Below are 14,849 nucleotides of genomic sequence, written 5' to 3'. Positions count from 1 at the left end.
ACCGAACTTCAGCGGATCTCTGAACCGGGCGGTACTCATGACAGCACGTTTTGTAATGGTTGGCGGATTCCTCGGCGCCGGAAAAACCACCGCGCTCGGGCGGCTCGCGCGCCTGTACCAATCACAGGGCAAGCGGGTGGGGGTCGTTACCAACGACCAAGCGCACGATCTCGTGGACACGAACACGTTCCGCGGACAGGGGATCGCGGTGGAGGAGGTTCCCGGCGCGTGCTTCTGCTGTCGCTTCGACGATCTCGTGGGCCGCGTCGGTGCGCTCGAGGCGTCCGAACGGCCCGATGTGATACTCGCCGAACCTGTGGGGAGTTGCACCGATCTCGTGGCGACCGTCGTCCAACCGCTCAAGGACCTGTACGCCGGCCGGTTCGAGGTCGCGCCCTACGCGGTCCTGTTCAAGCCGAGCCACGGGATTCGCATCCTGCGCAACCAGTCCGCCGGCGGGTTCAGTCCGAAGGCCGCGTACATCTTCAAGAAGCAGCTCGAAGAGGCCGACGCGATCGTGATAAATCGGATCGACGAACTCGACCCGCCAGCCATCGAGGAACTTTCGCGGTTGCTGGGCGAACAGTTCCCCGGGACGCCGGTCCTCCGTGTGAGTGCGACCACCGGCGCGGGCTTCGACGCGCTCGCAGAACTGCTCGACCAGACGGGCGCGTTCGGGCGCAAGATTTTGGACATCGACTACGACACGTATGCGGAGGGCGAGGCCGAACTCGGCTGGCTGAACGCGACCGCCCGGCTCACCTCGGACGCGCCCTTCGACCTCGACGCGCTGCTCACCGCGATCCTGGGCGATCTGGCGACCGTGTGCCGCGCGCTGGGCGGCGAAGTGGCGCACCTGAAACTCATCGGCATGGACGACGCGAGCGCGTTCGCGGTCGGGAACGTGATTAGCAGCGACACCGCGCCGAAGCTCTCGCTGCCGAGCGGCCTGCGCCCGCGCGAAGCGGACCTCATCGTGAACGCCCGGGTCGCGATCGACCCGGCTGTGCTGGAAGCGGAAGTGAAGCGCGTCGTCGCCGTGCAGTGCGCGCTGGCGGGCGTGATCGCGGACTTCCGCACGAGCCAGAGCTTGCGCCCCGGGCGCCCCGTTCCGACGCACCGGTACACCGAAGCGAAGAACTAACTGGTGGGGTGGCGGAGGAAGAGAAATGCGCCGCGGATGAACGTCGATAACACGGATCAAGATAAGAATATTTTGACAGGATCGACAAGATTAACAGGATTAAAATTTCGGAATCCTGTCGATCCTGTTAATCCTGTCCAATAGTTTTCTGTCCTGTCTTGATCCGTGTTATCGGCGTTCATCCGCGGCGCATTTGATTTCTTTTCACCGCTATTCGCGGTCCGCGTCGTTCGGCAGCGGGTTGCGGGTGAAGATCCATTCTTCGATGGGCCGACCTTCCACCAAGTGCTCCTGCACGAAGCGCGGGATGCGGTCGGCGGTCATGCCCGAGTACCACGTCCCTTCGGGGTAGACGACCATGATCGGTCCGCCGGCGCAGACGCGCAAGCACCCGACCTTTGTGCGGTAGCACGCGGCCGGTCCGGTCGCGAGCGAGAGCTGGCGGTCCTTCAGTTCGCCCTTCAGTTTGTCCCACGCGGCTTCGGCTCCTGCCGCGCCGACGTCCGCACAGCACGCTTCGCCGAGGCACAAGAACACGTGCCGGTGGAAGTGGCCGATCAGCAGCTTGTCGGCGATCGCGGTGAGTTTCTCGTTCGATACGGCCATCGTAACGACCCCAATGACCCCGCACGGGCGGGGTCAAACTTTTCTCTTGGTGTTCCACAAGCGGACGCGCCTGGTGACCTCCGCGAACAGGAGCACGCTCGAGGTCGCGGCGGCGACCACCAACCAGTCTACCGCTCTCAGCGGCTCGACATTAAACACCGCGCCGCCGAGCGTGACGATGAGCACCTGCCCGACCACGGTGAGGGACGCGATCGCCAGGAACTGCCGGTTCTCGAACAGCCGGTGCCAGCCGGATTCTTCCGGGGCGAGCGAGCGGCAGTTGATCTGGTTCCACACCTGGAAGAACACGTACACGCTGAAAAACAGCGTGACCTGGCGCATCGTCAGTTCGGGGAACTCGCCCGACTTCGGCCCGTCCCCCGCGAACCACCCCGCGTGCTGCATCCCGAGTAGCATCGCGATCATCACCACGACGAAGAACGCGGCGGTGCTGCCGATGGTGCCGAGCATCGCGGGCGTGAGGATGTTCTCGTTGCGCGTCTTGGGCGGCCGGCGCATCAGGTTCGCACGGGGCGGTTCGCTGCACAGCGCGATCGCCGCGAACGTGTCCATAATGACGTTGATCCAGAGCAGTTGCAGGACCGTGAACGGCGGTTTGAGCCCCAAGAACGGCCCCAGGAACGCGATCAACAGGGCCGACACGTTGATCGTGAGCTGGAACTGGATGAACCGCTGAATGTTCTCGTAGAGCGCGCGGCCCCAGTGGACCCCGCGGACGATCGTGCTGAACGCATCGTCGAGCAACACGATCTTGCTCGCTTCCTTCGCCACTTCGGTGCCCGAAATGCCCATCGCCAGCCCGACGTCCGCTTTCTTGAGCGCGGGGGCGTCGTTCGTGCCGTCGCCGGTCATCGCGACGACGTGGTTCTGCGCTTGCAGCAGTTCCACGATGCGGAACTTGTCCCCGGGAAGCGCGCGCGCGAGGACGCGCAACCGCGGGAGAATCGCGGAAAGTTCCGCGTCGGTTAACTTCGCGAATTCCGCGTGCGTCAGCGCCAGTGCATCCGGCTCGTCGAGTAACCCGATCTCTCGGCCGATCGCGCGGGCGGTTTCGATCGTGTCGCCCGTAATCATCTTCACTTCGATGCCCGCAGCGCGGCACTGGCGGACGGCTTCCTTTACGTCGTCGCGGAGCGGGTCGCGGATGCCGACCCAGCCGTCGAAAATGAGGTCGTTTTCGATCTCCGCGCGCCGGTCGTGGATCGCGCCTTCTTCGCGCGGGAAGTCCGGAGGGAGTTCGGTGTGCGCGAACGCGAGCGTGCGCATCGCGTCCCCCGCGGCCGCGGAGATGCGCGACTGAATCTCGGCACGAATTTCCGGCGTGAGGTCGTGCGTTGAACCATCGGGAGAGCGGTACCGCGTGGCCTGCGCGAGCAGCACCTCCGGGGCGCCCTTCACGAGCGTGACGGCGCGGCCCGCGTCTCGCACCACGGTCGTCATCCGCTTGCGGTCGGACGAGAAGTGGATCTGGTACAGCACGGGGTGCTGTGCCCGGAGTTCGATGTAATTCAAACTGTTCGGGTGGGTCCACGCGCCCGCAGTGAGCCAGTTCAACAGCGCGCCTTCCGTGCTGTTACCGATGACCGCGGTCTTGCCGTTTTTCTGTTCGAGGCTCGCGGTCGAGTTCGCGGCCGAGTTCACGATCACCCAGAAGAGCGGCGAGTGTACCCAGGGTTCATCGCTCTTCATCCCCGGCGACGCGATCGCGCTGTCTTTCTCGTAAACGGCCGTGCCCAGCCCGACGCGCGACACCGTCATCTTGTTCTGAGTGAGGGTGCCGGTTTTGTCGGAGCAGATCACGGTCGCCGAGCCGATCGTCTCGCACGCGACCAGTTGCCGCACGAGCGAGTTCGACTGGCTCATCTTGCGCCACGCGATCGCGAGCGACACGGTCACGCTCATCGGCAGCCCTTCGGGGACCGCGACGACGATGACGATGACCATGTAAACGAAGTACGAGAGCAGCGCCCGCACGCTCCCGAGCAGCACCTTGCTTGCGTCTTCGCCCTCTTGAGGGAGCCGCACTTCGCCCAGTATCAGCCCGCGAACGAGCAGCGCGACGAAGATCGCGCCGGCCGCGGCGTAGCCGATTTTGCTGATGAGCTTCGCGAGGACTTCGAGCTTCTCCTGGAGCGGCGTGGACGCTTTCGAGATGGTGAGTTTCTGCTGCACGCGCTCGGCACGCGACTCGGGCGTCGAATCGCTCGCGTCCGGTGCGGGGGACTCGCCCGACAGACGCCGGGCGATCTGACCGAGCATCGTGTCGTCGCCGATGTTGGTCACGACCATCTGGCCGACGCCGTCGCGCACCTGCGTCCCGCGGAACACGCACCCGGGCTGGTCGGGACCGTCGAAGTCCTCGTCAGCGCGCCCCGCCGTTTTTTTTGCCGGCTCGCTCTCACCGGTCATGAGCGCCTGATCGACGTGAAGTTCGTTCGACCGCACGATGCGCCCGTCGGCGGGGATCTCGTCGCCCATTTCGAGCAGGACGAGGTCACCGACCACCGCGTCTTCGAGCGGAATCGTGTGGACCCCGCCGTTCCGCTCGACTTTGACGCGGATCGCGTCCCGAGTCGAATTAAGTTTCTCGAACTCCCGGTCGCTACGGAACTCGCTGAAGAAGGCCACACCGGTCGCGAGGAACACGGCGATCATCACCGCGAGCCCCTCGTAGGACGGGTCGCCGAGCGCAGCGCTCGCGCCGACGAGGAGCCCCGCGAGCGCGAACAGAACCGCCGGGAGCCACTCCCCGAGCTTCGCCACGACCGCGCCGATCACTACGGCGAGCACCGCACCGAGGGCGAGCCCGCCGACGAGCGGGGACGTGTCGAACAGGTCCACCACGATCTTGAGGAGCGAGGCCGCGAGCAGGATCTTGATGATCGGGTCCGCGAACTTTTCGAGGAACTTCTTCCAGACGGGTTCGCGGGGCAGGGGGGTGAGCCGGTTCGCGCCGAATTTCGATCGGCTCTCGGCAACCTGTTCGTCGCTCAGGCCGGCTTCGGTCGCGCGCGGGAACAGCTCGGACACGGCACGGAGGGATCGCATGTGGCAGCTCGGCGGGTGTGTGCGGTTCGTATTGGGCGCTTCGCTCGCGGGGTTCGGCGATTTCGGAAGGCGCGAGCCGCAGGCGAGCGCGTCGGGACGCGCTGACCTGCGGCTCGCGGATCGACCGGCGACGAAGCACCGAGCACGATTACTGTTCCATCACTTCCTTTTCCTTCTTGTTGGCCAGGTCGTCGATCTTGCCCTCGTAGGCCTTAAGCAAGTCCTGCATCTTCGCCTTGCCCTTGTCGCGGTCGTCCTCGGTCATGGTCTTGGCTTTTTCGGCGTCCTCGAAGTGCTTGTTCCCGTCGCGGCGGATGTTGCGGCACGACACCTTCGCGGCCTCGGCCGATTTCTTGAGCTGCGCAACGATCTTCTTGCGCTGGTCGCCGCTCATCGCGGGCATCGACAGCCGGATCACCTTGCCGTCGTTGTTCGGGGCCAATCCGAGGTCGCTCGCGCGAATCGCCTTTTCGATTTCCTTCAGGCTGTCGGCCGTGTAGGGCTTGATGACGATGGTCGCGGCGTCCGGGCACGTCACCGAGGCCATGTCGCGGATCGGCGACATCGTGCCATAATTGTCCACGCGGAGCGCGTCCAGCATTTGCGGGGACGCGCGGCCGGTCCGCAACCCCTTCAGGTCGTTGCGGAACACGTCCGTCGCCTTCTCCATTCGGTCCTCGGAATCCTTCAAAATCTGTGGTGCGGTCATGGCACGTCCTCTGGCGTTGGTCCGTGGTCTTTGGCGTCGAATTATTCCTATTGTCGCAGGTCGGCGGGCGGTAGGAAAGGTAGCCCGGGGCGGCGATTCCGGTTCGGACGTCACCGGGGAACGCGCCCCACGACCCGCCGGACCGAAACCGAATCCGTCAACCGGTGACGATGGTACCGATCGGCTGACCGGCAACGGCCCGTTCGATCGCGCCGTCCTGCTTGTAGTTGAACACTAGGATCGGAAGTTTTGCGAGCCGGCACATCTCGAACGCGCCGATGTCCATCACCCCGAGTTGCTTCTGGATCACTTGATCGAACGTGAGGCGCTCGAACTTCTCGGCGTAGGGGTTCTTCGCGGGGTCGGAGTTGAAGACGCCGTCAACCTTTGTGGCCTTAAGAAGAACGTGTGCCTGGAGTTCGGTTCCGCGAAGTGCCGCCGCGGTGTCCGTGGTGACGAACGGGTTCCCGGTGCCGCCGGCGAGGATCACGATGCGGTTCTTCTCCAGGTGCCGCAGCGCCCGGCGCCGGATGTACGGTTCCGCGACCGTTTCCATGCGCACGGCGCTCTGGAGGCGCGTTTCCACGCCCATCGCTTCGAGTGTGTCCTGGAGCGCGAGGCCGTTCATCACGGTCGCGAGCATTCCCATGTAGTCGGCGGTCGCGGGCTTGATCCGCTCGTCGCCGGCCGAGAACTGTGCGCCGCGGAGCAGGTTCCCGCCGCCGATCACGACCGCGAGTTGCACCCCGCTCGCAGCAACGCGGGCGAGTTGTTCGGCGATGTGCTTCGTTTCATCGAGGTTGATGCCCAGTTTGCCCCCGCCGAAGCCGAGCGCTTCACCGCTGAGCTTGAGCAGAACGCGCTTGTACTTCGGTGCGGACGTGTCGGTGTCGGGCATAGCGGTACGGACCGGACGTGTACAGATACGCGGCGCGACGTGCGCACGCGGAGGCGGGTACCCCTCGACAGAGTACGAACCGCCTCCGCGGACGGCACGCTAGCCGACGTTCACGCCGACCCCGATTCCGGCCCCGGTGCCCAGCGCGAGCCGGAACAACCCGAGCACCATTCCCGTGAGAATGATCCCGGCCACGATGCGCAGGAGCAGCGCTTCTTGGGCGCGCAGGAAGCCCAGACACCCGAACGAAACCAGCATGAAGCCGAGCATCGAGCCGTAGCCCTCGTACAGCCGCGACCGTTTGTTCCCGATCTCGGTGTAGCGCTTGTCCTCGTCGGCTTCTCGCTTCTGAATGACGAACTCGTCCTCGATCTTCTTCTTGTCGTCGTCGTATTTTTTCTGTTCCTCCGCGGTGAGTTCCGAGCGGTCCTTCTTGCCCTTGGGGAGCAACTTGCGGACGCGGATCTCTTCTTCCAGGGCGACCTTCTTTTCGTACTCCACCGCGCGCTGGGTGGACGCCGTGGAGAGCACCTGCATGAACGTGAAGAACAGTACGAAGAACACACCGATGCCGAACAACAGCCCCGGGACGCCGCCGATCGCGGCCAGCGGGTTCTCCCCCGAAAGGTACTTCTTGCGCCTCCGTGAGAACGACGATTCTTTCAAGTCGCTATCAAAATCCTGGTCCTCGGGGGGCCCCGATTCGGTCCCCGTAGCCGCGACCAGGCCGGCGTCCGTAACCATGAGGGCCGTGCGACACTTCTTGCACTTGAGCCGCCGACCGATGTCCTTCTCGGCCACGTTGTAGAGTGCCCCACACGATGGGCATGTGTTGTTCATAGCCTGCTGCTGTTAATTAGAGGTAGGGCCGGACCCTCGCGGACCGGCCCGAGACGGTGGAACCGTTCGCGCCACACTCTTCGTGTCGTGCGCGGACTCGGATTCTAAGTTGTGAGAAAGAGTGTTGCAAGCGAGCCGAGCAGAAGCCGTTAAATTTCACTCACCGTCGGACAGATGACGCGGGTGGGCGACTCGGCGCTTGAGCAGTGCGGCCTCCGCTACGCCATCGAGCAGGCCGTCCAACAACCCGGCAACGGCGACGGGGGCGTCCCCGGCCACCGCGGACTGCACGTTCCCGCTCACATCAATGTGAACCGCGTGCGCGCCGGGCCGGGCCGACAGGATGCCCATCCCCACGCGCGTGAGCCGGTTGCCGGACAGGTCCAGGAATTGAAGGTGCTCGAACAGTCTGCCGAAGAGTTCGCAGCAGGCGCTTACGCCGTTGTCCGTGAGCTGGTTGCGCCCGAGCCGGAGCGCTTGCAGCCGACCAATGTGCGGCGAGCGCAGTAACGCGGCGACGCCGGAATCGCTGAGGTAGTTGTGCGACAGGTCGAGTGCGGTACACGCCGCGAGCGCGGGGCACGCGGCGAGCGCCGCCGCACCCGCCGGGCCGATCATGTTGGCGCGGAGTGATAGCTCCGGTTGGGCCTTTGTCACGCGGGCGAAAAGGGGCGCGCGCGTGAGTCGGGTGACGCCCGCGTCGCCGATGCGGTTCCCCGTGACCCGGAGCGAGTGCAGGCGCGTGAGGGACTTACTCGCGATTACGGCCCCGAGCCCCGCGTCACCGATGTCGTTGCCCGAGAGATCGAGGCCGGTCAGTCCCGCGAAGAACGGCGATTCCGCGAGCGCGGTCGCCCCCGCGTCGCCGATCGTGTCGTTGTCGTTGAGCGCGAGCGTGGTGAGGTTCGGGAACGCACTGCTCCGAGCGAGGAGGTTCACGCCGGAATCTTCGATCCGGTTGAAGCCGAGATCGAGCGCGGCGAGGTTCTCAAGGAACGGCGATCGCGCGAGCAGGTTCACGCCGCCGTTGCCGAGATCGCAGTTGCACAGATCGAGTTCCCGCACCCGCGCGAGGAGCGGCGACGCGGCCAGTTTCGTCATCACGGGTGCCGCGTCGCGGAGGCTCAGCCTGCGGACCCGGAGGCGCGCGAACAGTTCTTCGCCGCGCTCGAGGAACGTTGCGGCGTCGACCGATGCGGAATCGGGTACGCCGCGCCGGAAATCGACCGTTTCGACCAGTCCGGCGAGGTGCGCGGTCCACGCGGCGCGGTTCCTGGTGAGCAGTTCGTCTTGCCGGTCGCAGAGCGCGGGCCGGAGCGGGTCGTCTTCACTCAGCCGCGCGAGTGCGAGCTGCACGCGGATCAGCTCCGCGCGCTCCGGCGCGCCCGAATCGTCGAGGAAGTCGGCGTACAGCAGGCGCGGTCCGTCGTCCGCGAACCGAGCGAACACCGCGTCCAGGAATGGTTGCTCGTCCGTGAAGTACATGACCGCATCGTACCTCGTGGGCCGGGGCGATGCAGCAAAGAATCGGGTTCGATCCGCGAACGTCAAACTTCGCGTTCTGGAACGATCGACGGCGCCGTCACGCTTGGTCTACTCACCGCTTTGAATGGCGGCCTCACTCGCTGAGGCGCCGACCGAGGCGCTCGATGAGCGCGGTTCGGACCGCGGAGTGGGCGTTGTACATTCCGCTGATGTCCAACTCCGTTTGGGGCGAAAGGTACTCGGATTCCGCCAGTGGCGAAAGATCGTCCACGTCAATTTCGTCGTTCCGGCTCAGATCGAGTACTTGAAGGCGCGCGAGGCGCGGGGACGACGCGAGCACGTCCAGCACGCTCCGGCGCAGTTGGCACTGAGACAGACGCAGGCCGCTGAGCCTCCAGTGCGGCGAATTGAGGATCGCGTCCACGCCCGCGTCGGTGATGCGCGTGCCGCTCACGGAGAGCACACGCAGGTTCGCGAGGTCGATGCACTCCGCGAGCGCACGCAGCCCGTTGTCGGTGAGCGATTCGTAGTGCTCGGCGCCGTCCTGGTGGTACACACTGTTGAAGTTCAGGTGCAGCGTGTGGAGGTTCTTGAACCGCCCGCTGCGCGCGAGGGCACGAAGTGCCTCGTCCGTGAGGTAGTTGGACGACAGATCGAGGTACGTGAGCGACCCGGCCCAGGGCGCCTCGCAGAGTTGGGCCACGCCCCCGTCGCGGAGCCAGTTCTGTCCCACATCGAGAACACGGAGTGCGGGCGAGCCGGTCGAGGTGAAAAGCGGGTCGAGCGAGATTTCTGGCACCGACCCCTGCTGCATTCGGAGCGCTTCGGCGCGCGTCCAGAAGCGGGATCGCGCGAGGGCGCGCAAGTTCGTGATCGCGCTGCCGCACCCGTTTAACTGGAGGCGCTGGAGTTCTGCGACCGAAGCACAGCCGAGAAGGTTATCGAGCGAGATCGCACCCAGAGGGGTGCCCGAAATGTCGAGTTCGCGCAGGCGACACTTGGTGTCGCGAAAAGCTTCCCAGCCGTTCGGCGCGATCTGGTTGTAACGAATGTCCAGCGACGTGAGGCTCTGGCAGCACGCGGCCGCGAGCAGCCCTCCGAGGTCGTCCGCTGTGAGTTGCGCGCCGGCCGCGGTCAGTTCTTCGAGCGTGTTCTCCGTTCCGAGTGCCCGGACCAGTTCCCACACATCGAGCCGGCCTTCGTCGTAGTATTGGGCCGGGGCGCCGCACCGCAGAATCTTCAACTGGTCCCGAAAGGGAGCGTACCCCAGGAGTTCGGGGAGCGCGTCCAAACCCGGCCGGGCCGTGAGGTCGAGTTCGCGGAGGCGTGCGAAGTTGGACCGGCACAGGAATTGTCCGAGTTCGCCGATCGTCGTGTACCAGCCCGCGAGGTCGATCGCTTCGAGTCGCCCGAACCACGATTTCTGACCCGTTTCGCGCAGGTCTTCGATCATGTCCATCTGCCCGCCCTGCACGCGCCACCGGCGGACCGGGTGTGCCGCACACAGATCGGACCCGGGGCCGAGCATGAAGTACGGGTTGGCCGCGATCTCGTTTACGAACCCGCGCTCGAATTCCCATTCGGTCAACCCGTCCATATCGTCGGGGGCGACGCCGAGCCACGCGCGCTCGTGCTGCGCGAGCAGGTCGTGTTCGCGGTCCTCGAGTGCGGCGCGCTGCGGGGCACCTTCGGGTAGGCGCGCCCGTTCAACCTGCACGCGGATGAACTCGGCGCGCGCGGCATCGCCCTCTTCATCGAGGTAGTCGGCATAAACGAGACGCGGGGTGTCCTCGTCGGGCATTTCGCGAATGGCGCGGAGCAGGGCAGCTTCGGTGGACATGCGGGTTACCTGGTTCCCACCGCGGAATCGTCTCCGAGCCAGCGCGTGGTGCCGGCCCCCGGAGAAGTACCGGCGCCGGCGCCGGCAACGGGACCGGGAACCCGAGAAAAATCGCGTGCGGCTCGACCGCATGATAGCAGACGCGGCGGGCGATCCAATCTGGTAGCAGTTACAGCACGCCCGGTTCGTTCGGGTCCACCGCGAGCACGCCGTTGAAGCTTTTGAGAACTTCGACCACGAAAAGATAGTCGTTGAAGTGTTCCATGAAGGGATCGGGTACGTCGGTTCCCACCTCGACGCGGCGCCCGGACGCGATCAGCGCCTCGGCTTCCGCCGGTTCGATGCCCGCGAGGTGCCCCACCAAGCCGTTCGTTTCTTCGCGGATGTGGTCCCCGTTCGCGAGCGCCAGCGCGATCCACCAGTCGCCCTTACTGACGGTGACCGTTTCACCCTCGCGCGCCACGCTGAAACCCGGGAACTTCGCTGCGAGTCGCGTGCGAGCTTCGTCGAGTGTAAAGTCCGAATCGGGACGGAGCAGGCCGAGCGCGCGGTACATGGGAACCTCGGGTACATCGGGATCGCGTCCACTGGGTGCGTGCCGTCACGCACCCTTTTCGCACTGAGGCGTCCTCCACAATAGCCTATCGCAATTGTTGCGGGTTCGCTTGAGTATCCGCAGCGTTGTAGGGCGCCACCCGTCATGTGCATGACTTTTGCACCAATGCAAGCACTTCTGGTGTCCGCTCTACCGCTTCACGTTGTTGAGCGTTTCCAATGCCAGTAGCAGCGCCTGCGTGCCCTTGCGCCCAAACCCTTGTGCGCGAACGGCTTCGTAGAGCTGTTTCGCCAAGCCCAGGCCCGGAAGCGAGAGGTTCATCTTCTCGGCTTCCGCCAAGGCTATGCCCATGTCCTTGATGAAGTGCTCGACGTAGAAGCCCGGCTCGAAGTTGCGGGCCAGCATGCGCGGGCCGAGGACTTCCAGGGCCTTGCTCCCGGCGGCGCCGACGCTGACGCTCTTGAACACGGTTTCGAGGTCGAGCCCGGCCTTGTGGCCGTACAGGAGCCCTTCGCACACTGCGATCATGTTTGACGAGATGAGGATCTGGTTCACCATCTTGGTGTGCTGGCCGGCCCCCGGCGCGCCCTGGTGAACGATCGTCTTTCCCATGCACTCGAACACCGGCTGCACGGCCGCCACCACCTCCTTGTCCCCGCCGATCATAATGGAGAGCGCTGCGTTCTTCGCACCGACGTCGCCGCCGCTCACGGGCGCATCGAGCGCGGCCACGCCTTTGGCCTTCGCTGCCTCGTAAATCTCTTTCGCCAGCGAGGGCTCGCTGGTCGTCATGTCCACCAGCACCGCGCCCGGTTTCGCCCCCGCGAGCGCGCCGTCCGTGCCCAGGAACACTTCGCGCACGTCCTTCGGGAAGCCGACGATCGCAAACACGATGTCGGCTTGCTCGGCCACTTCCTTCGGGCTATGAGCGAGTTTCGCGCCGGCCTCGACGAGCGGTTGGGCCTTGTCCGCGGACCGGTTGTAGACGGTCGCGGAGTACCCCTTCGTCATGGCGTGTTGGCACATCCAGCGTCCCATGACCCCGGTGCCGATCCAGCCGATGCGGGTTTTTCCGGGTTGCGCGACGGGAATTTGCATTGCGTGCGTCTCGTTAAGGAAGTATGTATATTCTTTACAGTTTTCGCAGTGGTTGAACCGTGCCGGGACAAATTCACTTCCCTGGCAAGAAGCCGGCGACTGGCGCTCATGTTAGTGAACCCGCCTCCACGCTGACACAACCGGACGCGAACGGAATACCTTCCCATCTTTTGTCTCTGAAGAAGAGACAAAAACGGGTCGTTACATTCATCGAAGGAACGCCCCGCGTGACCGCGAACGACACTCCCAAACTCGGTGCCCCGATCGTGCTCGTTCACGGTCTGTGCGGGTACGACCGCGTGGTGGCCTTCGGGCGGACGCTCAAGGACTATTTTCCCGGCATCCGCGAGAAACTCGAAGCGGCCGGGAACCGCGTTCTAATGCCCCGACTGAGCTGCACACTCGGTGTTTCCGCGCGCGCCGGGGAATTGAAGCGGTACATTCAAAGGCACGTGCCGGCGGGTCCGGTCCATGTGATCGGGCACAGCATGGGCGGGCTCGATGCCCGTTACATGGTGAGCGAACTCGGTATGGCCGACCGCGTGCGGTCGCTCACCACCGTGGGTACACCGCACCGCGGGAGCGCGTTCGCGGATTGGGGCGTGGGCCGGTTCGGTCGGGTGCTCTCACCGTTCTTTCAGTTCCTCGGACTGTCGTACCAAGCGTTCATTGATCTCACCTCTGCCGCGTGCCGTCGGTTCAACGCCACGGTGCGCGACGCGCGGGGCGTGCGGTACTACTCTGTTGCGGGCGTGTGCGAGGGCTTGTGGGTCGGCCCGGGGTGGCGGTTCCCGCACGGCATCGTGAGCCGCGCGGAAGGGCCGAACGACGGGGTGGTATCGGTCGCATCGGCCTCGTGGGGCGAACACAGCGAAGTGTGGGACGGGGACCACCTGAACCTGGTGAACTGGCCGAACCGCCAGGCGCGGAAATGCGGCGTGTGGGACTCGTTTGCCCCGGACTACGGGCGCATCGTGCGCCGCATCGCGGTGAGCGACTGATCGGTTGGCCCGACCCGCAGAGCCGGGCGAGGGTGAAGAAGCCGACCGATCGCTAAACCTTGCCCGCTCACTTTGCCGTGTGAAGGCGCCCCGTGCGCCGCGACCGTGCTAACACGAGCGTCGGCGGCAATTCCCGCCCCCTACTTCAACGTTTCTCAACGTTCGATGTCCCGGGCTCTCCGATTGAGAAATAGCCGCCACGGAAAGCGGCGTTCCACCTCGGAAGGGTCTCCACGATGCGTAACCTGTTCCTCGCGGCACTCGGCGTGTTCGCCGTCTCCGGTGCGGTCTCCGCGCAACAGCCGCAGTACCAACCCGTGCCCCAATATCCGGCCAGCGTGCCGAGCGCCGCAGCCGCGACCCCGCTGCAACCGGTTTCCGGCACGACCGTCATCCGCGGGAACGGGGGCTGCACGAACTGCGCTCCCGTCGGTCCGGTGACCCGCGGGTTCAAGATGTCCAGTGTGACCGGCGGCAACTGCCAGTACGGCGCGCCGTGCCAGAGCGGGTGCGGCAGCGTGAAGAGCGACCTCGCGTTCCACTTCGGCTCGTGCAAGTCGTTCTTCTCGCCGTGCGGCCCGAATCTGGGTCACGGCTGCGGGATCACCCCGATGGCCGCGCCGTGGGGCACCGGCTTCGGCTGCCCCCGCGCCTACGACAGCTACGCCAACCACTAAGACTGGTCCCAGGTCATCAAGTCGTAAAGTCCCAAGTCAGAAGACAGTCTTCTGACTTGGGACTTTACGACTTGATGACCTGGGACTTATTTTCGGACCCTGTTCCACAAGCGGCCGAAGCGCTCGCCCAGCCACCACTTCGGCTCGCACTGCGGACCGTAGGTGAGGCCGAACCGCTTCATCGCGACGTCGGTGATCCCGGACACCACTTCGCCGGGGTTGTCCGACACGATGAGTTGGTCCAAATCGGTCGGGTCGATGGTCTTCTCGTTGGCCATCAGCCGGAGCTGGTCGAGCAGCGGGCGCCAGTAGTCGACGCCCATGAGCGCCACGGGGAACTGTTCCAGTTTGCCCGTTTGAATGAGCGTCGCGACCTCGAACAGTTCGTCCAGCGTCCCGAACCCGCCCGGCATCACCACGAACGCGTAGCTGTACTTCACAAGCATCAGCTTGCGGACGAAGAAGTATTCAAAGTCGATCCACGAATCGACGTAGGGGTTCGGCTTCTGCTCCATCGGCAGCACGATGTTGCAGCCGATGGACCGCCCACCCACGTCGCGCGCGCCGCGGTTGGCGGCTTCCATGATCCCGGGGCCGCCACCGGTCATCACCGTGAACCCGGACTCGGCCAAATATTTGCCGACCTCCCGGGCCATGCCGTAGTAGCGGTGGTGCTCGTCGAACCGCGCGGACCCGAACACGGTCACGCACGGGCCGACGAAGTGCAACTTGCGGAACCCGTAGACCAGCTCGCGGAAAATCTTGACCGCCTGCCAGAACTCGAACTTCCGCGCCTGCGGACCCTGAAGGAACTTTTTCGCTTCCGGGACCGCGCGGCCCGCGTGCCGCTGCCACTCACCGGACAGTTTGGCGGCATCGGTCAGTTTGGTGACATCCGTTTCTATCAATCGATCGGCCATCGCAAC

12 protein-coding genes and 1 pseudogene are annotated in these 14,849 nt (G+C 64.9%); 3 read left to right on the top strand and 10 right to left on the bottom strand.

The genetic code is table 11. The annotated features are described in order from the left end of the window. The first annotated feature begins 37 nt into the window (after positions 1-37). On the top strand, positions 38-1,144 hold the full coding sequence (locus J8F10_RS08105) for a GTP-binding protein (protein ID WP_210653334.1): 1,107 nt from the start codon (positions 38-40) through the stop codon (positions 1,142-1,144). Between the two features lie 210 nt (positions 1,145-1,354). Here J8F10_RS08105 and J8F10_RS08100 read toward each other — a convergent pair whose 3' ends face one another. The 9 genes and pseudogenes from J8F10_RS08100 to J8F10_RS40715 form a co-directional block, all read right to left on the bottom strand. After that, positions 1,355-1,750: a (2Fe-2S) ferredoxin domain-containing protein gene (locus tag J8F10_RS08100; RefSeq protein ID WP_210653333.1), complete on the bottom strand. Its 396-nt coding sequence runs from the start codon at positions 1,748-1,750 to the stop codon at positions 1,355-1,357. 33 nt (positions 1,751-1,783) lie between these two features. Then, positions 1,784-4,819 carry a calcium-translocating P-type ATPase, PMCA-type gene (locus J8F10_RS08095; RefSeq protein WP_210653332.1) on the bottom strand — a complete coding sequence of 1,012 codons (3,036 nt, stop codon included), beginning with the start codon at positions 4,817-4,819 and terminating at the stop codon, positions 1,784-1,786. Positions 4,820-4,967: 148 nt separating this feature from the next. Continuing rightward, a complete protein-coding gene (frr, locus tag J8F10_RS08090; protein WP_210653331.1) occupies positions 4,968-5,528 on the bottom strand; it encodes a ribosome recycling factor in 561 nt (186 codons plus the stop codon). Positions 5,529-5,685: 157 nt separating this feature from the next. Then, positions 5,686-6,426: a UMP kinase gene (gene pyrH / locus J8F10_RS08085; RefSeq protein ID WP_210653330.1), complete on the bottom strand. Its 741-nt coding sequence runs from the start codon at positions 6,424-6,426 to the stop codon at positions 5,686-5,688. A gap of 99 nt (positions 6,427-6,525) precedes the next feature. Then, positions 6,526-7,266, bottom strand: coding sequence for an MJ0042-type zinc finger domain-containing protein (locus J8F10_RS08080; protein ID WP_210653329.1), 741 nt, complete (start codon positions 7,264-7,266; stop codon positions 6,526-6,528). 156 nt (positions 7,267-7,422) lie between these two features. Next, positions 7,423-8,751: a TIGR02996 domain-containing protein gene (locus J8F10_RS08075; protein WP_210653328.1), complete on the bottom strand. Its 1,329-nt coding sequence runs from the start codon at positions 8,749-8,751 to the stop codon at positions 7,423-7,425. Positions 8,752-8,884: 133 nt separating this feature from the next. Next, positions 8,885-10,591 carry a TIGR02996 domain-containing protein gene (locus tag J8F10_RS08070; protein ID WP_210653327.1) on the bottom strand — a complete coding sequence of 569 codons (1,707 nt, stop codon included), beginning with the start codon at positions 10,589-10,591 and terminating at the stop codon, positions 8,885-8,887. Positions 10,592-10,760: 169 nt separating this feature from the next. After that, positions 10,761-11,147, bottom strand: coding sequence for a hypothetical protein (locus J8F10_RS08065; RefSeq protein ID WP_210653326.1), 387 nt, complete (start codon positions 11,145-11,147; stop codon positions 10,761-10,763). Between the two features lie 189 nt (positions 11,148-11,336). Continuing rightward, positions 11,337-12,269: pseudogene (locus J8F10_RS40715) on the bottom strand (NAD(P)-dependent oxidoreductase); the annotation flags it as partial. 203 nt (positions 12,270-12,472) lie between these two features. Here J8F10_RS40715 and J8F10_RS08055 point away from each other — a divergent pair. After that, positions 12,473-13,246, top strand: a complete 774-nt coding sequence (locus tag J8F10_RS08055; RefSeq protein ID WP_210653324.1) for an alpha/beta fold hydrolase — start codon at positions 12,473-12,475, stop codon at positions 13,244-13,246. Between the two features lie 236 nt (positions 13,247-13,482). Beyond that, positions 13,483-13,923 (top strand): hypothetical protein, encoded by a 441-nt coding sequence (locus J8F10_RS08050; RefSeq protein ID WP_210653323.1) that lies wholly within the window; start codon positions 13,483-13,485, stop codon positions 13,921-13,923. A gap of 86 nt (positions 13,924-14,009) precedes the next feature. On the opposite strand, the gene J8F10_RS08045 is transcribed toward J8F10_RS08050, so the two are convergent. Continuing rightward, positions 14,010-14,843: an LOG family protein gene (locus tag J8F10_RS08045; protein ID WP_210653322.1), complete on the bottom strand. Its 834-nt coding sequence runs from the start codon at positions 14,841-14,843 to the stop codon at positions 14,010-14,012. Positions 14,844-14,849: the final 6 nt, after the last annotated feature.

Origin of the sequence: Gemmata palustris (assembly GCF_017939745.1) — a bacterium.
GTDB lineage: Bacteria > Planctomycetota > Planctomycetia > Gemmatales > Gemmataceae > Gemmata > Gemmata palustris.
This window is presented reverse-complemented; position numbering and strand designations above follow the sequence as displayed.

Excerpts from the sequence above, each read along its gene's own strand:
- J8F10_RS08105 (WP_210653334.1), top strand. The coding sequence starts at position 38 with ATGACAGCACGTTTTGTAATGGTTGGCGGATTCCTCGGCGCCGGAAAA.
- J8F10_RS08100 (WP_210653333.1), bottom strand. The coding sequence starts at position 1,750 with ATGGCCGTATCGAACGAGAAACTCACCGCGATCGCCGACAAGCTGCTG.
- J8F10_RS08095 (WP_210653332.1), bottom strand. The coding sequence starts at position 4,819 with ATGCGATCCCTCCGTGCCGTGTCCGAGCTGTTCCCGCGCGCGACCGAA.
- frr (WP_210653331.1), bottom strand. The coding sequence starts at position 5,528 with ATGACCGCACCACAGATTTTGAAGGATTCCGAGGACCGAATGGAGAAG.
- pyrH (WP_210653330.1), bottom strand. The coding sequence starts at position 6,426 with ATGCCCGACACCGACACGTCCGCACCGAAGTACAAGCGCGTTCTGCTC.
- J8F10_RS08080 (WP_210653329.1), bottom strand. The coding sequence starts at position 7,266 with ATGAACAACACATGCCCATCGTGTGGGGCACTCTACAACGTGGCCGAG.
- J8F10_RS08075 (WP_210653328.1), bottom strand. The coding sequence starts at position 8,751 with ATGTACTTCACGGACGAGCAACCATTCCTGGACGCGGTGTTCGCTCGG.
- J8F10_RS08070 (WP_210653327.1), bottom strand. The coding sequence starts at position 10,591 with ATGTCCACCGAAGCTGCCCTGCTCCGCGCCATTCGCGAAATGCCCGAC.
- J8F10_RS08065 (WP_210653326.1), bottom strand. The coding sequence starts at position 11,147 with ATGTACCGCGCGCTCGGCCTGCTCCGTCCCGATTCGGACTTTACACTC.
- J8F10_RS08050 (WP_210653323.1), top strand. The coding sequence starts at position 13,483 with ATGCGTAACCTGTTCCTCGCGGCACTCGGCGTGTTCGCCGTCTCCGGT.
- J8F10_RS08045 (WP_210653322.1), bottom strand. The coding sequence starts at position 14,843 with ATGGCCGATCGATTGATAGAAACGGATGTCACCAAACTGACCGATGCC.